Source organism: Streptomyces sp. NPDC001880 (assembly GCF_053594575.1).
In genome coordinates, this window is sequence record NZ_JBSFET010000037.1 from 23,959 (window position 1) to 45,982 (window position 22,024).

A 22,024-nucleotide genomic window follows, 5' to 3' on the forward strand; every position below is an offset into this window, starting at 1 on the left:
CGAATGAAGGACATCAGGCGGAAGGTTCGCCGGACACAGACCATCTCTCCGTTCGGTGTCGGCGGCATCATCGACTTGCAGGGCGAGTCGTTCGTCGCCGCCGACATCCGGAGCTGGGGTAACCAGGGCGATCCGGTGGACTCCCCCCGGCTGGCCAGGAAGCTGGGGGTGCGGGGCTTCCGCGCCGCAGCGGTGATCCCATCGGGCAAGGCCCAGTACGTGTCTCGCCGCGGCCCCGGGTATGTGCGTTTCCCTCGTTGGTTGTTCTGCCCGAAGTGCAGGGTCATGACCCATTGGCGCCCCGAGGCGGAGCAGAGGGACAAGGCTCCAAAATGCGGCCGATGCTCGAACGCACCCCAGCTGGCCCCCATGCGTTTCATTCAGGTCTGCAGAGAAGGGCACATGGCCGATGTCGACTGGCGGCGATGGGCGCACTCGCGCGCCGAGGGGCACGATCAACGTCAGTGCGGTGTGAGGAGCCTCAAGTTCGTCGCCACTCCGGATTCCTCCGGCCTCGACGCGCTCAAGGTGGCGTGTATCACCTGCAACGCCTATCGGACACTCGAAGGAATCAGTCAGAAGTACATTCTGAAGCAGATCGGCGCACGCTGCTCGGGGAGCCAGCCCTGGCAGACCTCCGACGACGAGCGCGACGAGTGCGCAGAGATGCCGCGTGCAGTCCAGCGCGGCGCCTCCAACGTCTATTTCCCGCTGGTCCATTCCGCTATTGAGATTCCTTCTCCGTCGAACCTCGACACTGATGACGAAGCAGCCCAAAGAGTCACGACTCATGCGATGTGGGAAGAACTCATCGAAACCGGCGACACACCTGTCACAGATGTGATCGTCAAGCACATCGCGAAGAAGTGCGGCGTCTCCACGGAATTCGTCGACGACTTGCGCCGGGCCCACGCAACCGATGCATCGGCGGGGCCAGTGGTCGATGCCGCAGTCGAGGACCTAAGCGTCGCCGAATGGGCGGCATTCACCTCCTCGGACTCGAAAAAGGACTGCACGGCCGACTTCAGCGTCAGACAGGTGGGCCTGGGAGCACACGCGGACGACCCCACCTCTCTCGAGCTGCTCCACCACCGCATCGACCGAGTCGTGGTGGCCGACCGCATCCGTGAAGTCAGGGCACTCGAGGGCTTTTCCCGCTACGAGTCGGAGGGCCGCGAACGTCTGGTTTCGGTGAACCCCGTCGCCCGGGCACAGTGGCTACCCGCCGTGGAGTCGTACGGCGAAGGAATCTTCATCTCGTTCAATCAGGATGCGCTCGAGACATGGGAATCGTCATCGGCCCTGCTGAACTGGGTCGAAGGGATCGAGGGGAACCTCGAGGCCTCTTTCCAGATTGAACGCCTGCGAGAGAAGACAGGGCCGCGGCTGCTGCCCAGATTCGTCATGCTGCATACACTGGCGCATCAGTTCATCCGCCAGCTCTCGTACGACAGTGGGTACAACGCGGCGTCTCTCCGTGAGCGCGTCTACGCCAGGAGCCACCCGGTGGGGAGCCAGAACCCTCAGCAGGCCGGCATATTCATCTACACTGCGGCCGGGGATTCGGAGGGGACCCTGGGCGGTCTGGTCCGCCAAGGGCTGCCCCCGCACCTGATGGACACGATGGTGCGCCTTCTCGAGTCGGCACAGTGGTGTTCGCAGGACCCGCTGTGTGCCGACCCCACAGGTCGTTCTTTGGCGAACCTCAACAGAGCTGCCTGCCACGCTTGCTCACTACTCCCGGAAACCTGCTGCGAGATCGGGAACACGCTGCTCGATCGCACTCTTCTGATCGGTGACGGCCAAGGTGACGGCCAAGTCGAAGGCTTCTTCCACCCGGTGATTCAGGCCGCGTTCGAGGAATCCGCAGCAGCCGTCGATGCGCCATGAACTTTCCGAGTCTTCTTGAATTGACGCCAAATCAGTATGGCGTTGTCGAGCTCCCCTTCGACGGCAACCACTTGATCACCGGTCCCCAGGGATCCGGCAAGACCGTCATGGCCGTCTACAGGGCATGGATGCAGGCCACCGCAGGCCGCGACACCTCTCTCATCACTCGTTCGAATCTCCTCAGTCAGTACACCGCACAGTTCTCGGGCCGCCTGTCCGAAAGCTTTCGCGTGACCACTTTCCATCGGTGGCTGAGCGACTTCTGGAACAAGAACTTCCAGGAAGAGCCGCCGAATGACGGGACGGACGAGTGGAGTTTCGATTGGCCCCGGATACAGATCGCGTGCCTGCGGCGCCGACCGGAACTGCGGGAATGCCTGGTCATCGACGAGGGGCAGAATCTTCCACACCAGTTCTACGAGCTGTGCGGAATCCTCGAGAATCACGTCACCGTGTTCGCTGACGGGAGCCGCGGTGTCGACGAGAGACAGACGACTATCGTCGAAATCGAAAAGGAACTCGATGTCGACGAGGAAATTCTTCTGTTGCGCACGAATCACCGCACATCGCGCGAGATCGCTCTTCTCGCCGATTTTTTCCGAGTGGAACCACAATTCGAGAACGGTGAACTCCCAGACCGTAGCGGCGAGGCCCCCCACCTCATGCACTGTTCCTCGGAACGCCCATTTATCACGCAGCTCGCCCAATACATTTCCAGTCGCCCCGACTGCACCATTGGCATCATCTGCAGGACCACCGAACTCCAGCGAGAGATCCACCGCCAACTGTCCGGGCTGGGTCTCCACTCCTCGGTTCAGTCCTACATATCCCATGACATGAACCGGCGGACTGTCGACTTCTCCACGCACAGGACCCAGATTGTGAACATCACCAGCATGAAGGGACTCGAATTCGACATCGTCTTCGTGCCGGACCTGGACAGCTACGCCGAAGATCCCACCGGCGCGATGGCCCGTGAACGGTTCCACACCTTGTGCATGCGAGCACGACAGGAGCTGCATTTCGTCTACCACGGCAATCGAGAACCCGAAATCGTCGCAGACATACCGACAACCCTGCTCGGCAGGCGAACCATCTGAGCCATCACCCGTTGTACGCTCGCCCCGCTGGCCTCTGCCACCCCTCGCGCGGGGTCCGTGACCAAGCTGTGCAGCGGGGCATCGGCCTTGCCGCATGCCATGTCTGCGGCCTGCCGCCGAAGACCGGTTGCGAACACAACATCGGTCTCCTCGACCGTTTCCTGCCGATCGGAACCCTGGAAGGTCCGACGATCGGGTTCTTCAGCGACGCACTGCTGCTGTGACCGTGGAGTCATCCGACCTGGCTCAGCTTCACCTCGAAGTGCGTCTGCGCCCGGTCCAGCGCTTCGTCCGGGTCGTAGCCGTGGGCGAGTAGCCAGTGGAGGAGGTCGGCGATCAGATCGATCGCCGCCTCCTGCTGAATCGCAGCACGAATGCGCCCCCTCTCGGAGCCGTGCGCCTTACCTCCCGTGTAGAGGATCAGACACGCCTCGCTCTTCGCGACTCTCGGGTCATCGATATGCCCGGCGGGCGAGCGGAGTCGGGTGACAAGGTCGCACCAGACAAGCTTGGAGTCCGCGCCGAGAATCACGCCCCAGCGCTCCGACACGGCATCCACCAACGCCAGCCCGCGCCCCGCCTCGGCGTCCGGGCCGGCCGAGATCAGCGTCGGCAGAGCGCGGGTGTCCGGGTCCCGGAGGCCGATCCGCAGATGCGTGTCCCGCATCTCAGCCGTGAGCGTGCACGGCGTTCCCTCACCGACATGCCGGATCACATTCGCCGCCAGCTCACTCACGCAGATCTCGGCGGCATCGGTCACGTCCGACAGCCCCCACAAGCGCAGCTGCAGGCGCACGACTCGTCTCAGTCCGGCGACCTCTTCGGGCTCTGCCAGGAAGGGCAGCTCCCAGGGCTTTCGCGTCATGCAGCCGTCGATCCCGTTCACCACGAGCGCACGCCTTTCACCGGAGCGAGAACCTGCACCTCACCCTTCGTGAAGCGTGGTGACTCACCGTCGTTACGCAACAGAGAATGCCAAGCTCCAATCCCTTCATGCAATGTGCACGGTGAGATTCGCTCCTTCGGGTGATTGGCCAGGGGCACCCATTCCGATGGGATAGAACCTTCGCTATGCAAAGGGGAGTTGAAGTGGCCGGTTCACCCACAGCACGTCGTCGCCGACTGGCGATCGAGCTCAAGAAGCTTCGCGACGAGAGCGGTCTGACCTGCAACCAGGTTGGCAAGGAACTCGACTGGAGCGGCTCCAAGGTCAATCGTCTGGAGACGGGTCAGGGCCGGGTGCAGCCCTCGGACGTGGACGCGCTGTGCCGCTTCTACGGAACGTCCGACGAGTTGCGCGACCTGCTGAAGTCGCTCGCGAAGGAGTCGAAGACCAAGGGGTGGTGGCACGCCCACGGGAATGCCATTCCTTCATGGTTCTCCGTATACGTGGGCCTGGAACAAGCCGCCTGCAGCATGCGCACCTACCAGGGAGAGTTCGTCCCCGGTCTTCTGCAGACGCCGGAGTATGCAACCGAGATGAGCCGCGTCACGCCCGACCTCCCCCACGACGAGATTCCGCGCCTCGTCGATGTACGCATGCGCCGTCAAGAGCTGTTGACGGCCATGGAAGGACCCGACTTCTGGTGCGTGATCCACCAGAGCGCCCTCTTGCATGTGATGGGCAGCCGAGAGGTCATGGCGGCCCAACTCGAACGTATGCTGGACATGTCGAAATTGAGGAACGTCACGGTGCAGGTATTGCCGTACGACGCCGGGGCGTATCCCACCACCGGGCCCTTCACCGTGCTCGGCTTCCCTGAGCAGGAGGACCCCGACGTGGTGTACAGGGAGGGCCTCACCGACTCGATCTACCTGGAACTCCAGGCAGATGTCAGTGTCTACACCCGAGCTTTCGACCACCTCAGGGCCCTCGCTCTGAGCCCACAGAGATCAGCTGCGCTGATCCGTTCCGCCATGGAGGAGCACTCACGATGAACCTGCCCCCCACCGCCGTGCAGTGGCGGAAGAGCAGCTACAGCAATGGCGCCGGCGGCGAATGCATCGAGATCGCCGACCTGCACGCCACCGTAGGCATACGCGACTCGAAGCGGCCGAACGGTCGTCATATCGCCGTTCGACGTGACGCATGGGCCGGGTTCATCGCGTCGGTTCGTCTGCGACGGCTCTGATCCGATCGGTGAGAGCGAAGGCCGCCGCCACCGCGACGGGTCAGGCCATCCAGATCGAGCTGTGCCGGTGTTGCAGCGGGGGCACGTCCACGGTGCTCGCAGCTTCGGGTGCGAGCTCACCGGAGATCACGATCACCAGTCGGCGCATGCTCGTTGCCTGTCTACGGAGCCGTTTCCGGGCCCGCCCACGCTGCTCTGCTCCCGTCAGCCAAGCGCCCGAGCAGCGCCCTCCACCGACTCCACGAACCGAATCATCTCCAGGTGATACGTGGCCTTGCTCGGATCCGGGAAGCGCACATGGTGCCGGTAGTAGCGGTGGAAGGCGATGATGAGCGCTGCGTGGATGATCTCCCCGGAGAGCGCGGCCGCGTCCTCCTCCGACAGGGGGGCGATCTGCTCGTACCCGGAGACCAGGGCCTTCACGCGCTCCGGTGACAGCGCGCCGTCTTCCTGGGCCAGGCCCACCGCCGCCATGCCGAGGTCGAGCAGCGGGTCATCGAGGGAGATGGTCTCCCAGTCGAGGACGGTGAGGCTGCCGTCTGTCCGCACGATGATGTTGTCGTCGAAGAGGTCCCCGTGCGTGACCGTGCGCGGGCGGCTGCTCACTGCTTCGGCCTGGTGGATGCGGCTGAGCTGATCGGTGAGCCAGGCGGCGAATTTCCTGTCGGGGAGGTCCGGGATGAGGGCCTCGTGGGCGGCCGAGAGGCGGCGAGTGCCTACCGGGATATCGGTGAGGCACGCTGACTGGGCCGGGAGCGCGTGCAGTTGGGCAAGGATGCGTCCCGCTTCGGGCAGAAGGGGCACCGGCAAAGGCTGCTCCACCCTTCCGTCGGCCCACGCCTTGAGAATCACTGGGCGGTTGTCGAAGTGTGTGATCAGCGAGCCGTCGGTGGCCGGTACGACCGCGCTGGTCGGGACACCCAGGAGGAACAGGGCCTGGGTGTGAGCCGCCAGACGCTCGGCGCTCGCCGTGTCGTGGTTGTCGAGGATGGTGAGGACGAACTCACCACTGGCGCTGGAGAGGTGAAAGCTGGAGTTGGCCGCACCGCCCGCCAGCGGGACGAGCCGCGGCTCCTCCAGCCCGTAGCTGTCGGCCACGGCCGGCAGGTCGATCTGTTCCAGCGTGGTGTACTTCGCCACCTGCTCATTCTCCTCTGATCGCGGCAGCCTCCCGGCGCCGGTCTTCGACGATCGCCACCCAGCGTGCCTGCACGGCAGCCTGCCCGTCCAGCCACTGCGCGCGAGGTAGACCGGTCGGCGGCGCCTCGTCGGCCATCAGGTAGGAGAGTTCCGCGAGATAGGCGAACTCCTCACCCTGCACGCACTCTCGCAACCGCTCCCTCGCCTCAGCCAGCAGGTCGAGCCGCCCGAGCACCAGGGAGTGGAGGCAGACCGCGAGGCGGATGTAGGCGATCGAAGAAGTGAGTCCCGCCGCGCGGGCTCGGGCGACAGTGTCCTCAGCACGCTCCGCGAGGTCGGCGGCGACACCGGCGTCCCGTACGAGTGTGGCGATGGATGTCTGGATCTCCGCCCAGCGGATCGAGACGCCGCCGAGCATGTCCTCGGCGCGGGCGATCTGCTCAGCTGCGCGGGGGCGATCCTGGAAAGCCGCGGCGAAGGCCAGGCACGCCTGGGCGAGGGCCGCTTCGCCCGGCTGGTCGAGGTGGAGTGCTTCGTCCCGTCCCGCGGCGTAGGCGGAGCATGCGGGGCCGATGTTGCCCTGCGTCCACCACAGGTCACCACGGGCCCGGTCGGCTCGGCCTTCCGGCCCCAGGGCCTCGACTGCGACACGTACGCGCTCGAAGCGGCCGACCCGGCGGGCCAGGTGCACCAGACCTCGTGCGGCCGTCGGTGCGAGGCGGCCACCGTCGTCGGCGACCTGGCGCATCCCGTCCAGCGAGGCGTCGAAGTTCCCCAGATCACGGTCGCACTCCGCGAGGAAGTATCGCGGCAGCTCCAGCAGACGGTCGGGGAGCTGACCGGAGTCGAGAACCGAGCGCAGGCGCTCTGCCGTACGGCCTCGGTGTTCGCGCTGGCGTTGGGCGATGGCCGACAGCGACACGGCCAAGGCCTCGGCCGGGGTGCTGATCGCGTCGCCGCTGTTCTCCTCCTGAGCCGGAAGCTCGATGGGTTCCCAGACGAAGTCGTCCACGTAGCGGAAGGCCGCATCGGCCAACCAGTCCAGTTCCAGCTGATAGTCGCGGGCCAGACGCAGCCCCTGGCGCAGGGCGGCCACGAGGCGAGCCCGGTCGTCGCTCGCTGCTTCACGGCCGAGGGCGGTGAACGTGCGACGGGCCGCACGTTTCCAGTCCGCCTCGCTCCACCGGTCCTCACTCGTGTCGTCGGCCTCGCGGACTGCGTCCCGTACGAGATCGTGCAGCCGGTGCCGCCACGGCGCACCGGGGTCCATGTCGACGAACGGACGCTCGACGAGGTCGAGGGCAGGGGCGTCGCGATCGAGGCCGGCCGCGGCGGTGGCCAGCTCGACCGAGAAGGAATCCAGCAGACTCACTGCGCGCAGGACACGGCGTACATCCGGGGGGAGGTCACGGAACGTACGTGCGACGAGGGCGGAGAAGTCGAGGTTGAACTCACCCGACACCGGAGCACGGTCGTTACGGCGGTAGAGGTCGAGGAATCGCATCACCGCGAGGTCAAGATAGAGCGGCAGACCGTGGGAGTTCGCTGTGATCATGTGGCGGGTGCGGTCGTCCATGAGCGGTCGCCCAGCAATGGTCAGCCGCTCGCACAGGTAGATCTCGCAATCCTCCGCCGAGAGGTAGCCGACCGTGTGCTGACGTGGCTCCTCGGTTGCGCCACCGGCCAGGAGCGGCCAGCGCTCCTGGCCTGCCCAGTCGAGCTGGCCTTCGAGCTTGGCGTCATCCCACTGGAGTCGGTTGCGACCGGTGATGATGAACAGGACGTTCGGCATGAGCCACACCACGCGCTGGATCAGCCGCTCCAGATCGCGGTGCACGCGGTCGCCGACATCCTCGAACGTATCCAACAGAACGACGAGAGTGGCCCGCTGCTTTTCCGGTACCCGGCTGAGGTCCCAGGCGAGCAGGTGTGAGTAGTAACTCAGGGCCTCAAGGTCAGGGTCGGCCTCCAGCAGGTCGGCCAGACGGCGGCATTCCGCAAGCGCGCGCACCTGCTGCCGATGTTCGCGCAGGGCCCGGACAACGGCACCGACGCTCTGCCCGATGACTGAGCCCGCGGTACCCGGCAGGGCTACCGCTTGCGCGATGTCGGACAGTGCCGACTGCATCTGGCCCGACAGCGACCGCGTGCCGGGGAGCCGACTGAACCAGGTACGCCGCCGCAGATATTCGTCGAGCGGCTCCCCCGGGTGGTTGCGCTCCCAGTACCGCTGGAAGGCGATGTCGAAGGCCGGCATGGGTTCCCCGAGTTCCGAGGCCGCCAGCCGCAGCGCCAGCATCAACGACTCGAAGTCCACGCCCGATTCATTGGAGAGGTCGACACGTACGGGCACGACCCGGCCGATCCCGGAATCCAGCGGTGGCCAGTCACTGCCGCGCGTCGAACTGCCCGCCAGGTGCTCCGCGACACCGCGCGAGAAGGTGGACTTGCCGATGCCGCCGACCCCGTAGAAGACGAGGGCGTTACGCCTGGCGGACTCCAGGTCCTCCACGTCGAACCCGGGCTGTTGCACCCGTTGGACATGCCCGGCGAGGCTGGTGGCCACCGTGTCCCACTCGTCCCGGCGGTCCGCGAAGAAGTCGACCGCTCTCAGTTCGCGATCATTGGATCGGAATAGCGCTCGCAGATCGGACCGAGACACGCGGCACCCCCTGGTCGGTGACACAACCTACCAAGACCAGCAGTCTTTTTGATGCCTGGTCAAGTCCGGGCCACCTCCGGGTGAGGTCATACGTTCGCTTCGCGCCGCCGATGGGGCGGGGGCGATGTGTTCACGCCACCCGCGTGAGGTCAACAGCGGCGGGAGCGGCACCGAGTGCGTGGAGTGGATCCGGGCTCGTGCACCACTGAACCGGTCGGTTGTACCGATGGTGCCGTCACGCCCCGGCACCTCCGTCTGATTCCCAACCGTCCTCGCTCCCACCAGTCCCGCGTGAACGTGCCCCGAAAGGACCGTCGGTGCTGCATTACCTGGGAGGTAATCGCCCCTCTGCACGTCTGCGGGCAGAGTGCTCACACCAGGCACGGAGCAGCAAAGGTGCCGGGCAGTGCCCCTCCCGCATCCATGCGAGGGGGATGAGGAGAGGAGTGTCAGCATGAGGTCAAAGCAGCGAGGACGATATGCGAATGCGCCGGCACTGGGACGGACCGGACTGCTCGCGATGGCGATCGGGATCGGGCTGTCTCTCGGCACGTTGACCGCCGGCTCGACCTGGTCGGCCAGCGCTGCCTCGGCGAGGGCCACCGCGGTGTCGTCTGGGATTGATTGTCCGGAAGTCCGCGCAAAGGTCGAGAGACTGGAGGGCCGGATCACGCCGAACGCGTGCGCGTTCATGAAGCGGCAGATCACCTTCGGGGAGACGCCGACCGGGACGCCGCCCCAGCCGGGAGAGATCGCTCACCCGAGGGTCCAGGCATATCTGGATATATTTGACGAGGATGCGACGCTCTGGGAGGCGGGCGGCCCGCCGCAGCGCGGGCACACCGCAATCGGTAACTCGATCACCGGATCGCTCGGGCTCTTCCCCGACTTGCGGTACAGGGGCACCGACGTGGTGGCTGACGGCGCAGTGATGATGTTCGGCCAGTGGAACGAGGTCACACTCAAGGGACATAAGGTGGCCTATCCTCAGATCGCCCGAAACGTACTCTCTGACGACGGCAAGACGATTCAGGCCCGGCGATACTACGACCGTTACGAGTTGTTGAAGCCGATCGCCCCCGAACTGCGGCCTCTCTTCGAGGGAGTTACCGACTCGGGGCCCGCAACTGGCGCAGCTGGCGGTTCAAGTGCGCCGTTCCGATCCGACCAGATCACGGCTCGGCTTGCAGCATGGAACGCCGGGGACGTCACCGCACTGACCGACCGGTTGGGCAGCGCCCGGCTGCAGGCGCCGGGGCTCTCTCGGCCGCTGACCACGGCCGCGGGCAAGACTGCCTATCTCAAGCGGCTCTTCGAGCACGCTGATATGCAGTTGAAGGCGGGCCAGGTCGCCTTCGGGGAACACACGACCTACGTGGAGTGGCATGGCAGGGTGACCAGCGCCAAGGGGGCGGACGTCCCGTTCGGAATCGTCGAGCGGTTCGGCCCCCGGGGGGAGTGGGAGCTCTACTTCGACACGTTGCCCCTGATCGCCGACAAGGCGGAGATCGCTGCCCTCTTCCAGAAGCTGGCCCAGCCCGCGCCCTGAAGCTTCGGACAGTCCGTTGCCTCATATCGGCCTTCAATCAAGTGACGCCGTAGACGAGTCCGAGTTCGCCGGTGCCGAAGTGTGATGCCCCGCCCGGGATTCCGTCGGCCCGGCGCCCGCACCCAGGATCAGGCCGTCGGCGTTGTGTTGATCCTGGCGAAGCGCTCGCGCCACGGCAGGTGGTCGGGCTCCGGGGTGGGCGGTGCGGCGTACATGGCGTTCGCTGCGATCAGGCGGCACGAGGTGCATTCCGTCTCGTCCAGCAAGGGGCGGAAGGTGTGGGCATCGCCTGGGCCCTGGCACTCGATCAGTTCGCGGGGGCGTGTGAGGTCGTAGGACTGGGGGGTCGTCCGGGGTTCGGGGAGTTTCTGGACCAGGCGGTAGCGGAGGAAGCCGACGGCCGAGCGCACGCCCTCTCTGGGGCGTTCGGCGAGCAGGGCCTGGCGCAGGTCGGACTCGCTCAGGCCGCGCTCCAGCCACTTGACCGCCTCGACGGCCAGCTTGGCGGCCTCGCGTACACCCAGGTGCAGTTCGCGGCGGGAGTGGCGCAGGGAGAGCAGGACGCGTTCGGCGCGGGCCAGCAGGGCGGGGTCCGCCGTTGGGGCCGTGCGGTCCGGTTCGGAGCGCCCGGAGACCTCGGGGCGGTCAGGGCCGTCGAAGCCCTCAGGCCCGTCGGAGCCCTCGGAGCACTCAGGGCGCTCGGGACGCCCTGACCGCCCCAAGCCTTGGAAGTGCTCCCCGCGTTCGGAGGGTGGGTGGGGGGTGGTTTTATCACTGTGGTCTTCTACCGGTTCATAGCCACCGGCCGTCCGGGCAGCCGGTACGCCGACCGTCGGTAAGTGCCGACTCGGTGACACGGCGACGGGCGAGGGGACCGGCGGAGTTCCTCTTACGTGGGCCGCCTGCTCATTCGACAGGGCGGTGTTCGCCACGAGTTGCTCGGTGATCCAGCGGCCGCCGTCGGCCTGGCTGCGCCACTCGTGTACGTAGCCGTGCTCGACCAGCTGCTGCTTCGCCTTCTGGTACGCGCGGCCCTTGATGCCCAGCTTCTGGGCCAGCTCGCCCAAGGGCTTGAAGGTGGCGCTGTCGGGGAGGCCCTGCACGTACAGGAGCAGGATCTTCGCGTCGCTGTTCAGACGCGGGTGGCGGACGACATCGTTCGGTGCCTTCGTATAGCGCACAGAGGGCGCGATAGCATGACGCAACATTTCCGGTGGCTCATTTCCACTGGTGGTGTAGGCCCTCGGACTTGGTGTTGGCGCACCGCCGGGGGCCGCTCCATGTGCGCATGGGCACACGGAGCGTAATGACCTCGTCACCGTACCGCATCGCGAAATGGAGCGTCCACCGATGCCGAGCGAAGGCCGCAGCACTCCTGCCACCCCGGCCGGTCCGCCCTGGTTCATGGCCAATGAACTGCTGGCGTTCGTGGTCGAGTTGGCGGCGCTGGGCGCTCTGGCCTGGTGGGGGTTCACCACCGGGGGCGGTGTGGCCTCCCGGGTGCTGCTGGGGGTCGGGGCGCCCGCTGTCGCCGCCGTGGTGTGGGGGATGTTCGCCGCGCCTCGGGCCCGCTTCCGACCGCCGCTCACGGGGGTTCTGCTGGTCAAGGCGGTGGTGCTGGGTTGTGGGGTGTTCGCGGTGCATGCGGTCGGGCATTCGGGGGCGGCGGTGTTCTTCGGGGTGGTGGTGGTCGTGAACACGGGGCTGGCGGAGACCTTCCGGCGCCGCGCCGCGCCGGCCGGCTGACATGGCCGTGGCCCGGCTGCTCGGGGCGGCCGGGCCACGGTGGCGTCAGGGGTGCCGGGTCAGATCAGGCCCTGTGCCAGCATCGCGTCCGCGACGAGTTCGAAGCCGGCGATGTTGGCGCCGACCACGTAGTTGCCGGGGCTGCCGTAGCGCTCCGCGGTGGTGTAGCAGGAGTCGTGGATGTGGCGCATGATCTGCGCGAGGCGCTCCTCCGTGTGGGCGAAGGTCCAGGAGTCGCGGGAGGCGTTCTGCTGCATCTCCAGGGCGCTGGTCGCCACACCGCCCGCGTTGGCCGCCTTGCCGGGGGCGAAGGCGACACCCGCCTCCTGGAGGACGCGTACGGCCTCCGGTGTGGTGGGCATGTTGGCACCCTCGGCGACCGCCTTCACACCGTGGCGTACCAGGGCCACGGCGTCGGCCTCGTGGAGTTCGTTCTGGGTGGCGCAGGGCAGTGCCACGTCGCAGGGGACGTTCCAGACGCCGGCGCCGGGGACGTACTTGACGTGCTCGCCGCGGCGCTCCGCGTACTCGGAGACACGGCCGCGGCCGGCCTCCTTGATCTCCTTGAGGAGGGCCAGGTCGATGCCCTTCTCGTCCACGACGTAGCCGTTGGAGTCGGAGCAGGTCACCACGGTCGCGCCGAGCTGCTGGGCCTTCTCGATCGCGTAGATCGCGACATTGCCCGAGCCCGAGACGACAACGCGCTGGCCGTCGAGGGACTCGCCCCGGCTGCGGAGCATCTCGGCGGTGAACAGGACGCAGCCGTAGCCGGTCGCCTCGGTGCGTGCCTGGGCGCCGCCCCAGCCGAGGCCCTTTCCGGTGAGTACGCCGGACTCGTAGCGGTTGGTGATCCGCTTGTACTGGCCGAACAGGTAGCCGATCTCCCGGCCGCCGACGCCGATGTCACCTGCGGGGACATCGGTGTACTCGCCGAGGTGGCGGTGGAGTTCGGTCATGAACGACTGGCAGAACCGCATGATCTCGGCGTCCGAACGGCCCTTGGGGTCGAAGTCCGCGCCGCCCTTGCCGCCGCCGATGGGCATGCCGGTGAGCGCGTTCTTGAAGATCTGCTCGAAGCCGAGGAACTTCACGATGCCGAGGTTGACCGAGGGGTGGAAGCGGAGCCCGCCCTTGTACGGGCCCAGCGAGCTGCTGAACTCGACGCGGAAGCCGCGGTTCACATGGATTTCGCCGGAGTCGTCGGACCACGGCACCCGGAAGATGAGCTGGCGCTCGGGCTCGCAGACGCGCTCGATGATCTTGGCGTCCACGAACTCGGGCCGCTTCGCGAGGACCGGGCCGAGGGTCTCCAGGACCTCCCGTACGGCCTGGTGGAATTCCTTCTCGCCCTGGTTGCGCCGGAGGATCTCGGCGTACAGCGGCTCGATGACGCGGCTCTCGGTGGTGTGCGGGGTTACGGAATCAGGGGTCGCCTGCATCAGGGTCTAGACCTTCCGTCGATGGGGCAGCGCGCGCGAAGACGCCCCCGTCCCGGGGGCGCCAGCGGTCCCCCTCCCCATTGAGGGCGTCGCCCAGACATCGCACGCTCTGCGGCTCACGGAAGCGACGTACAGAACCGTTGTGGCCTGCCTATTGTCCCAGCCGCCCACGGGCCTCTTCAACGAGACCCGCAACACGCCCGGCCGGGGGCTACGGCCGGGCCTCGCGGCGCAGCGTCCACAGCCCCGCTCCGGACGCGAGGACGACCACTCCGGAGACCACGCTCAGCGCGATGTGCAGACCGTTGTCCTCCATCAGGAAGTTGAGCGAGACGTTCGCGGCGGTTGCCGCGCAGAGCACGATCCAGAGCAGCGCTTTCATGGGATTCCTCCGTGGACGGGCCGGGTGATGGCTCCATCCTGCTGGTGGGAGGAGGCCGCCACGATGGGCCGGTCCCCCGGATCCATGGTGTAGCCAGCTGCACCATGATCCGGTGATCCGGTGCGTAGGGTCTGCCGGGTGGGGATCGCCGAGAGCACCGGGACGCGCGACACATACGAACGCCGGAGGCGGCGGCACCGCGGATCCGAGGGGATCCGGGTGCCGCCGCCTCCGTACGGGGTTCGGGGACCGGTGGTCGCCGAGGGCGGCCACCGGCGGCTCGCGCCGGGGACGACGCGTGGGGTGGGGTCAGGCCTGGGAGCCCGCCGTCCACTCGGCCCAGCTCATGTTCCAGCCGTTGAGGCCGTTGTCGGGGGTGATGGTCTTGTCCGGGGAGTTCTTGACGATGACCACGTCGCCGATCATGGAGTTGTTGTAGAACCAGGCGCCGGGCTGGCTCGGGTCGCCCGCACCCTTCACATCGGCGAGGCCGACGCAGCCGTGGCTGGTGTTGGCGCTGCCGAACGGCGCGCCCCAGTAGTTGCCGTGGATGAAGGTGCCCGAGGTGGACAGCCGCATGGCGTGCGGCACGTCCTTGATGTCGTACTCGCCCTTGCCGTCGGCGTCGGTGAAGCCGACCGTCGCACCGTTCATCCGGGTCTCCTTGAACTTCTCGGAGATCACCATCTGCCCGTTGTAGGTGGGGTTGGATGGCGAGCCGGCGGAGATCGGGATGGTCTTGATGGTCTTGCCGTCCCGGGTGACGGTCATCATCTTCGTGTTGGCATCGACCGTCGAGACCTGGTTGCGCCCGACCTTGAAGGTGACCGTCTTCTGCTGCACACCGTAGACGCCGTCCGCGCCCTCGACGCCGTCCAGCGCCAGCTTCATCGTGACGGTGGAGCCGCTCTGCCAGTAGTTCTCGGGGCGCAGGTCGAGACGCTGCGAGTTGAACCAGTGGCCGACGACCTCCTGGCCGCTGCTGGACGTCACGGTGATGGCGTCCTCGACGGCCTTCTTGTCCGTGATCGCCTTGTTGAAGTTGATCGAGACGGGCATGCCGACGCCGACCGTGGAGCCGTCCTCGGGGGTGAAGTTCCCGATGAAGCTGTTGTCGGGCGAGACGGTGGTGAAGGAGGAATTCTCGTGTGCCTCGCGGCCCTTGGAGTCCTTCGCCGTGGCGCTGATCTTGTACGTGGTCGAGCGCTCCAGCTGGACGTCCGGCTTCCAGCTCTTGCCGTCGGCGGCGAGCGTGCCCTTGACGGTGTCTCCGGCCGTCGTGGTCATGGTGACCTCGGACAGCGTGCCCTTGGAGACGGTGACCTTGGCGTCGTTGTTGATGCTCGCGTTGGTCGCGCCGTTCTTCGGCGAGATCGTGATCTGCGCTTCCGACGCGTCCTGGGCTGCTGCCTTGTCGACCTCGGCCGCCTGCGACTTCTTCGAGCTCTCGGCGCTGCCCTCGCCCGTGCCGTTGCAGCCGGTGAGCACCAGAACGCCGCCGAGCACTGCGGACGCGGCTATCAGGCCCCTGCGCCGCTTGCTGTCCGTCATCACACGCTTCTCCATCGTTGCCGAATCCTCAAAAACCCGAGCAGAGCCGCCGATCGGCGGAACCCGTCAATGGTCCTAGAACCCATGGAAAGGGTCTCCCGTTCCCCATCCAAGAAAGATGTGGGGAACAACACTTATCGACGCGTCCGCGGTTGCGGTGGTTCCCGATGCCGATCACGTAGGGGTGACCGGCGAACGAGACGGCCCCGGCCCGCGTGCGAAGCGGTCCGGGGCCGGTGTTCACCAGCTGCTGGTCCCGTCGCTCGCGGCGACGTGACCGTCGTCGTCCTCACCCATTGTGCGGGACGCCGCCACCGCCCTCCGCGCCGTCCTCCTCGTCCTCCTCGCCGTCCTCGCCGTCGAGGTCCCAGGCGTCGGGGTCATCCGGGTCGTAGCCGACGGTCTCGCTGCTCCAGGACGCCTGAACGAGCTCGACCCCGGGCACCTCGCCGACCAGGTCGAACGGGTCGATGAGGGAGGCGAGGGCCTCCGCGCCGTCCTCCCGTACGGCGGCCTCGGCGCGCACGCGTTCCTCGGCGGACTCGCCGCCCGGCTCCCCGTACTCGGCGGCGATCGACTCCAGTGCGGTGCCGCTGAGAGCGTCGGGGTCCGTGATCTCCAGCACCATGTCGACCTGAAGCCGGACAAAGCGCGATGTCTCAGAAGTGCTCATGTGCCGGAGCGTAGGCTCCCCGTGCCCCCGGCTTTCCCGCGACCCGCTGCTTTCACTAGCATCGATGCATATGCCTAACTCACGGCTGTGACAAGGGAGATCGATTCCGTGGCTGTCGCCCGCCGCCCGCTCCTGACCGCCACCGCCGCGGCCACGTTGCTGGCCGCCCTGTGGTTCGTCCCGTCCGCCAACGCGACGGACGATCCGGCCGACGCACCGGTCGCGCGAAGCGCACCGGCAGCCACCGCCGGGGACTCCGCGACCGGTCCGAGGCTGGCCGACACCGGGACCGGGGTCGACACCACCCCGTATCTGTTCGGCGGAGTGACGCTCCTGGGCATCGGCGCGGCGCTGGCCTCCCACTCGGCCCGCCGCACCGACGCCCTGTCCGTCCGGAGCACGCCCTAGGGTCCTTCGCCGGGCTCGCGGGCCTGACCCGGAAGCCCGGCTCGCGGGGCCTGATCCAGAAGCCGGGCTCGCGGGCCTGATCCAGAAGCCGGGCTCGCGGGCCTGACCCGGAAGAAAGTCAGGCCAGCGGGCCGGTCACCGGCTCGACCGCCGCGACCAGCTTGCCCGCGCGCACGAACGCGTCGGCCGCGGCCAGGTCCGGCGACAGGAAGCGGTCCGGCCCCGGCCCCTGGATCCCCGCCGCGCGCAGCGCCTCGATGGCGGCCTGCGAGGCGGGCGCGGGGGTGAGGCCCCCGGCGGCGCGCAGCTCGATGGCGCGGGTCGCCGCGTAGAGCTCGACGGCGACGATCCGGGCGAGGTTGTCGACGGCGGTACGGAGCTTGCGCGCCGCCGACCAGCCCATGGAGACGTGGTCCTCCTGCATCGCGGAGGACGGGATCGAGTCGGCCGATGCGGGTACCGCGAGCCGCTTCATCTCGCTGACCAGGGCGGCCTGGGTGTACTGGGCGATCATCAGACCCGAGTCCACCCCGGCGTCCTCCGCGAGGAACGGCGGCAGTCCGTGCGAGCGGTTCTTGTCCAGCAGCCGGTCGGTGCGGCGCTCGGTGATGGAGCCGAGGTCCGCCGCGACGATCGCCAGGAAGTCGAGCACGTAGGCGACGGGGGCGCCGTGGAAGTTGCCGTTGGACTCGACCCGGCCATCGGGAAGGACGACGGGGTTGTCGACGGCGGAGGCCAGCTCGCGGTCCGCGACGGTCCCGGCGTAGTCGAGGGTGTCGCGGCCCGCGCCGTTGACCTGGGGGGCGCAGCGCACCGAGTAGGCGTCCTGCACGCGGGGCGCCTCGTCCTGGTGGTGACCGGTGAGGCCGGACCCGGCGAGGACCCGCAGCATGTTGTCGGCGCTGACGCCCTGGCCCGGGTGCGGGCGGATGGCGTGCAGCTCCGGGGCGAGCACCTTGTCCGTGCCGAGCAGCGCCTCCAGGGAGAGGGCGGCGGTGATGTCGGCGGAGGTGTAGAGGTTCTTCAGGTCGGCCAGGGCCATCACGAGCATGCCGAGCATGCCGTCGGTGCCGTTGAGAAGGGCGAGGCCCTCCTTCTCGCGCAGCTCGACCGGGGTGATGCCATGGGCGGCGAGCAGCTCACCGGCGGGGCGCACGGTGCCGTCGGGGCCCTCCGCGTCGCCCTCGCCCATCAGCGCCAGGGCGCAGTGGGAGAGCGGGGCCAGGTCGCCGGAGCAGCCGAGCGAGCCGTACTCGTGGACGACGGGCGTGATGCCCGCGTTGAGGACATCGGCCATGGTCTGCGCGACCTCGGGGCGTACGCCGGTGTGCCCGGAGGCGACCGTCTTCAGCCGGAGGAACATCAGCGCGCGGACCACCTCGCGCTCGACCCGCGGCCCCATGCCGGCGGCGTGCGAGCGGACGATGTTGCGCTGGAGCTGTGCGCGGAGATCCTGGCTGATGTGCCGGCTGGCCAGCGCCCCGAATCCGGTGGAGACGCCGTAGACCGGCTCGGGCTTGGCGGCAAGTGCGTCCACGATCTCGCGGGCGGCGGCAAGCGCGTCGACGGCGGCTGTGGAGAGCTCGACGCGGGCGTTGCCGCGGGCCACGGCGATGACGTCCTGAGCGGTGGTGCCGGACGTCCCCACCACGACTGTATGCATATCCATATTCAGAAGCGTACGGACTGAATCCCTTCATGTCACTAGTGGTCGTGCGGTTGACCCCTTACCGGCCGGCGCGACTTATCGACCGGTGCGGCTTACCGGCCGGTGCGGCGCCTCAGGGACGACTGCCGCGCAGGTGGCGGCGGTCGTGCGCGGGCTTGGGCGGCGAGTCGGCCAGCCGGAGCACCTCGCCGTCGCGGCCCGCCACCACCGGCTCGACCGAGCGGGCCGCCTTCGCCCGGTACTGGGCCGCGTCCGCCAGCCGGAACAGCCGCCGCGCCGACACCACCGGGCCGATCGGATCACCCGTCGACGCGATCCCGCACGCCACCCCGTCACCCTGCTCCAACTCGACCGCCCGCTCGCAGAGCTCGGTGGCAACCCGGACCACGTCGTCCACCTCGGGCCCCACCGCGAGCAGACAGAACTCATCACCGCCGAGCCGGGCCGCGAGCGCGCCGGGCAGCATGGCGCCACAGCGGGACAGCACCGAGCCGAATCGTTCCAGCAGTCGGTCGCCGATCGCGTGGCCCTGGGTGTCGTTGACCTGCTTCAGGCCGTTGAGATCGCAGACGACCAGGCTGACCACCGCCCCGTCCGCCCGGTGCCGCTCCACCGCCTCGTCCAGCCGTACATCGACGGCGCGACGGTTGGCCAGACCGGTGAGCGGATCGGTGAAGGCGAGCTTGCGGACCTCTTCGAGCCGTTCGCTCTGGGAGATCCCGGCGGCGACGACCGCGGCCAGCACGGTCGCGAAGTCCGCGTCCGACCGCCCGAACACCGGCGCCCCCACCGGGCGGGCCACGTACAGCTCGCCCCAGGCCCGCCCGTGCAGCACGATCGGCGCGACCACGCAGCAGCCGCGCCCGCGCCGGCGCAGGGCGGCCACCCGCTCCCGGCCGTACCCGCTGCCGTACTCCCGCAGCCCCGCGTCCCCGCCCGGCGCCGCGTCGCCCGAGCCGTCGGCGGTCTCGACCCAGGCGTCCGGCTCACCACCCCCGGCCCACCGTTCGTGCAGGAACTCGGTGATCTCCGGGAACTGGTGCACCTGATACGTCTCCGCCTCGGGGAACTCCTCCTCCCCCTCGGCCCGTTCACCCGCGTTCACCAGCACCCGCAGCTCCCCGCGCCCGCGCTCCCACACGGAGAGCGCGGCGAAGCTGCCGCCCAGCGCGTCGCACGCCCCCAGCGCAGCCGCTCGCCACGACCCCCGCGGGGTGTGCGCCGCCGCCATCGCCTGCGCAAGCGCAACCACGGCCCGCAGCCGTGCATCATCACCACCCATCACTACAGCTTATGTAGATTTGTGGTGATTTGATCAGCTTGAGGCATTCACCGCGTGCTCTTCGTGTCTATTCGGTTACCAAAGGTCACATCACTCGCCGGGCCAGTTCGGCTTCCTCTTCTCGTTGAACGCGGCCACGCCTTCGGCCCGGTCCCCGGAGAAGGCCACCGAGCGCCAGGCCGCGTCCTCGACCTCGAGACCGGCCCGCAGATCGAGGCCGTGGCCCAGCCGCAGCGCCCGCTTGGCGGCCCGCAGCCCCACCGGGGAATTGGCGGCGATCCGGCCGGCGAGCGCCAGCGCGGCCGCGCGGTCCTGCCCGGCCTCCACCAGTTCGTCGACCAGTCCGCTGTCGAGCGCCTCGGCCGCCTCCACCCGCCGGGCGGTGAAGACCAGCTCGGCGGCGCGCGCCGCACCGATCCGCCGCGGCAGCAGCTGCGTACCTCCGCCGCCCGGGATGACACCGACCGACACCTCGGGCAGGCCGACCACGGCCGTGCGGTCGGCGACGATCAGGTCGCAGGACAGCGCCAGCTCGAATCCTCCGCCGAACGCGAAGCCGTGCACGGCGGCGATCGTCGGCATCGGCAGTTCGAGCACCCCGGTGTACGCGGACCGGGCGATGGGCCGCTGGCGCAGCAGGTCGGCGTCGGTGAAGGAGTTGCGCTCCTTCAGGTCCGCGCCCACACAGAAGGCCCGCTCATGGCTGGAGGTGAGGACGGTGACCCGTACGCCGGGGTCGGCGGCGAGCGCGGCGCAGGCTGCGGCGATCGAACGGGCCATGTCCGTGGACACGGCGTTCATCGCCTTGGGCCGGTCCAGCACCAGCTCGGCGACGTGTTCCTGCCCCTCGTGGACCCGCACGACGACGAATTCCCCGAACCGCTGCTCGGACGTGACGGTCATGACTTCACCCCTCCGGTTAACGATCGTTACCGGAGGGATCCTATGGCGCGGCCCGGACAGCGGCCCGGGTGCCTCCGGGCCCGGGACTCAGGAGGTGGTGCGGCGGGCCAGCAGCCAGGGCTCCACCACGCCGAGACCGCGCACCGGGCGCTGCCACATCGGCTGCAGCCCGTAGCGGTACGTGGGCAGGGCGGTCGGTTCCACGCCCTCCTGGCGCTCCTTCTCGGCCGCCGCGGCCTCCTCCGCCGCCTGCGCCTCGGAGGCCGGGGCGTCGCCGGTACGGGTCAGCTCCTCGGCGAAGGCCCCGTCCACCAGCACGGCGTCCTTCGGCGCTATCGAGGTCAGCCGGCTGGCGAGGTTCACCGTCGTACCGAAGACATCGCCCATCCGGGTGGTGACCGTGCCGAACGAGATGCCCACGCGCAGCGCCGGCATGGTCTCGTCCTGGGTCATCGCCTCGATCAGGCGCAGCGCGATCTCGGCCGCGGTGCCCGCGTCGTCGGCGGCGAAGAGGACCTCGTCGCCGAGGGTCTTGATGAGACGGCCGCCGTGGGCGGCCACCAGGTCGGCCGAGGTGGTCTCGAACGCCTCGACCAGCTCGCCGAGCTCCTCCTCCTCCAGCCGCCGGGTCAGCCGGGTGAACCCGACGAGGTCGGCGAAGCCGACGGCCAGGCGGCGGTCGACCATCTCCTCGTCGTCGGCGGCCTGCACGACCCGCCCGGTGGCGGCGGCCAGCTGGCGCCGCCACACATAGACCAGGAACTCCTGGAGCTCCGGGAGCAGCAGCTCGACCAGCGGGTACGTGACCTCGGTACGGGTCATTCCGGGCTCGGGCGGCTCGGTCAGCCCTGCCAGGAAGGAGTCGATCTGCCACTCCGCCAGCCGGGCGGTGGTCTGCCCGGTGGACCGGGCCACCTGGATCGCCATCGGTTCGCTGAGCAGCCCCGCCTCGACGAGACCGGCGAGCCGGCGCAGCGCCAGCACATCGGCCTCGGTGAGGGCCTTGGCCTGCCCGATGTCGGCGAAGCCCATGGCCCGCCAGAACCGGGAGGCCAGATCCATCGAGACACCGGCGGTACGGGCCGCCTGGAACGGCGTGTAGCGACGGTCGGCGCCCAGGATCAGGTGTTCCAGCCGGATCGCGAGGGGGTCGTCGGTCGGTTCCGCCGTATGGTCGACTTCGTGATGCGGTGTCGCGTGGACCGAGGGTTCCGACGGGGGCTGCGCGCCCGCACCGGAGGTCGTGTCGTCGACGGTCACCAGCCGCCTCCTGCCCGTTCCCTGCGCACTGCCCTGCCGATCTGTCGGTGGATCGCCTCAACGATACGGCAGGTGTGCCGTGGCTCACGCCTCTATGGCGTCCGGGAATGTTCCCGGGCGAGCCGGGGGACGCGGGTGGTTTCGGTCGCCCGGCGGTTTCCACGAGGGCACGGTTCTCAAGCCCCGGAGCCGCCCGGAAGGATTCCCGGGCGAGCCGGGGGACGGGGGTCGTTTCGGC

At 68.4% G+C, this 22,024-nt stretch carries 20 protein-coding genes; 8 read left to right on the forward strand and 12 right to left on the reverse strand.

Translation table 11 applies throughout. The features are described 5' to 3' along the window. Positions 1–3 precede the first annotated feature (3 nt). From drmB to ACWCQ6_RS20710, 3 genes are all read left to right on the forward strand, one after another. On the forward strand, positions 4–1,890 hold the full coding sequence (gene drmB / locus ACWCQ6_RS20700) for a DrmB family protein (RefSeq protein ID WP_451091174.1): 1,887 nt from the start codon (positions 4–6) through the stop codon (positions 1,888–1,890). Between the two features lie 20 nt (positions 1,891–1,910). Continuing rightward, the gene (locus ACWCQ6_RS20705; RefSeq protein ID WP_451091176.1) at positions 1,911–2,990 is read left to right on the forward strand and encodes a hypothetical protein; all 1,080 of its coding nucleotides are present in this window, start codon (positions 1,911–1,913) and stop codon (positions 2,988–2,990) included. A gap of 68 nt (positions 2,991–3,058) precedes the next feature. Continuing rightward, positions 3,059–3,214 (forward strand): hypothetical protein, encoded by a 156-nt coding sequence (locus tag ACWCQ6_RS20710; protein WP_451091178.1) that lies wholly within the window; start codon positions 3,059–3,061, stop codon positions 3,212–3,214. 8 nt (positions 3,215–3,222) lie between these two features. Here ACWCQ6_RS20710 and ACWCQ6_RS20715 read toward each other — a convergent pair whose 3' ends face one another. Beyond that, a complete protein-coding gene (locus tag ACWCQ6_RS20715) occupies positions 3,223–3,879 on the reverse strand; it encodes an ATP-binding protein (protein ID WP_451091180.1) in 657 nt (218 codons plus the stop codon). A 200-nt stretch (positions 3,880–4,079) separates the two neighbouring features. On the opposite strand from ACWCQ6_RS20715, the gene ACWCQ6_RS20720 reads away from it, so the two are divergent. Next, complete coding sequence (locus ACWCQ6_RS20720) at positions 4,080–4,928, forward strand: helix-turn-helix domain-containing protein (protein WP_451091182.1); 849 nt, start codon at positions 4,080–4,082, stop codon at positions 4,926–4,928. Next, positions 4,925–5,122: a DUF397 domain-containing protein gene (locus ACWCQ6_RS20725; RefSeq protein ID WP_451091184.1), complete on the forward strand. Its 198-nt coding sequence runs from the start codon at positions 4,925–4,927 to the stop codon at positions 5,120–5,122. Before ACWCQ6_RS20720 ends, ACWCQ6_RS20725 begins: the two co-directional genes overlap by 4 nt. 204 nt (positions 5,123–5,326) lie before the next feature. On the opposite strand, the gene ACWCQ6_RS20730 is transcribed toward ACWCQ6_RS20725, so the two are convergent. Beyond that, entirely contained in the window at positions 5,327–6,262 is a 936-nt protein-coding gene (locus ACWCQ6_RS20730; protein WP_451091186.1) for a phosphotransferase, read from the reverse strand. Between the two features lie 4 nt (positions 6,263–6,266). Further along, entirely contained in the window at positions 6,267–8,924 is a 2,658-nt protein-coding gene (locus tag ACWCQ6_RS20735; protein ID WP_451091188.1) for an ATP/GTP-binding protein, read from the reverse strand. Positions 8,925–9,378: 454 nt separating this feature from the next. Between ACWCQ6_RS20735 and ACWCQ6_RS20740 the strand changes: the two genes are divergently transcribed. Beyond that, entirely contained in the window at positions 9,379–10,473 is a 1,095-nt protein-coding gene (locus ACWCQ6_RS20740; protein WP_451091190.1) for a hypothetical protein, read from the forward strand. A gap of 128 nt (positions 10,474–10,601) precedes the next feature. On the opposite strand, the gene ACWCQ6_RS20745 is transcribed toward ACWCQ6_RS20740, so the two are convergent. After that, positions 10,602–11,681: a hypothetical protein gene (locus ACWCQ6_RS20745; RefSeq protein WP_451091192.1), complete on the reverse strand. Its 1,080-nt coding sequence runs from the start codon at positions 11,679–11,681 to the stop codon at positions 10,602–10,604. A gap of 142 nt (positions 11,682–11,823) precedes the next feature. On the opposite strand from ACWCQ6_RS20745, the gene ACWCQ6_RS20750 reads away from it, so the two are divergent. After that, positions 11,824–12,219 (forward strand): YrdB family protein, encoded by a 396-nt coding sequence (locus ACWCQ6_RS20750; RefSeq protein ID WP_451091194.1) that lies wholly within the window; start codon positions 11,824–11,826, stop codon positions 12,217–12,219. A gap of 59 nt (positions 12,220–12,278) precedes the next feature. Here the strand turns inward: ACWCQ6_RS20750 and gdhA are convergent, their stop codons facing one another. The 4 genes from gdhA to ACWCQ6_RS20770 form a co-directional block, all read right to left on the reverse strand. Further along, a complete protein-coding gene (gene gdhA / locus ACWCQ6_RS20755) occupies positions 12,279–13,658 on the reverse strand; it encodes an NADP-specific glutamate dehydrogenase (protein WP_451091196.1) in 1,380 nt (459 codons plus the stop codon). 211 nt (positions 13,659–13,869) lie between these two features. Continuing rightward, entirely contained in the window at positions 13,870–14,040 is a 171-nt protein-coding gene (locus tag ACWCQ6_RS20760; RefSeq protein ID WP_451091198.1) for a hypothetical protein, read from the reverse strand. A gap of 309 nt (positions 14,041–14,349) precedes the next feature. Further along, a complete protein-coding gene (locus ACWCQ6_RS20765; RefSeq protein ID WP_451091200.1) occupies positions 14,350–15,606 on the reverse strand; it encodes a L,D-transpeptidase in 1,257 nt (418 codons plus the stop codon). A gap of 274 nt (positions 15,607–15,880) precedes the next feature. Then, positions 15,881–16,264, reverse strand: coding sequence for a hypothetical protein (locus ACWCQ6_RS20770; RefSeq protein ID WP_451091202.1), 384 nt, complete (start codon positions 16,262–16,264; stop codon positions 15,881–15,883). A 108-nt stretch (positions 16,265–16,372) separates the two neighbouring features. On the opposite strand from ACWCQ6_RS20770, the gene ACWCQ6_RS20775 reads away from it, so the two are divergent. Continuing rightward, entirely contained in the window at positions 16,373–16,672 is a 300-nt protein-coding gene (locus ACWCQ6_RS20775) for a hypothetical protein (protein ID WP_451091204.1), read from the forward strand. Positions 16,673–16,790: 118 nt separating this feature from the next. On the opposite strand, the gene hutH is transcribed toward ACWCQ6_RS20775, so the two are convergent. From hutH to ACWCQ6_RS20795, 4 genes are all read right to left on the reverse strand, one after another. Continuing rightward, positions 16,791–18,341 carry a histidine ammonia-lyase gene (gene hutH, locus ACWCQ6_RS20780; RefSeq protein ID WP_451091206.1) on the reverse strand — a complete coding sequence of 517 codons (1,551 nt, stop codon included), beginning with the start codon at positions 18,339–18,341 and terminating at the stop codon, positions 16,791–16,793. 112 nt (positions 18,342–18,453) lie between these two features. Next, on the reverse strand, positions 18,454–19,623 hold the full coding sequence (locus tag ACWCQ6_RS20785) for a diguanylate cyclase domain-containing protein (protein ID WP_451091208.1): 1,170 nt from the start codon (positions 19,621–19,623) through the stop codon (positions 18,454–18,456). A gap of 90 nt (positions 19,624–19,713) precedes the next feature. After that, positions 19,714–20,526, reverse strand: a complete 813-nt coding sequence (locus ACWCQ6_RS20790) for an enoyl-CoA hydratase/isomerase family protein (protein ID WP_451091210.1) — start codon at positions 20,524–20,526, stop codon at positions 19,714–19,716. Between the two features lie 87 nt (positions 20,527–20,613). Continuing rightward, positions 20,614–21,786, reverse strand: coding sequence for an adenylate/guanylate cyclase domain-containing protein (locus ACWCQ6_RS20795; protein ID WP_451091212.1), 1,173 nt, complete (start codon positions 21,784–21,786; stop codon positions 20,614–20,616). Positions 21,787–22,024 lie beyond the last annotated feature (238 nt).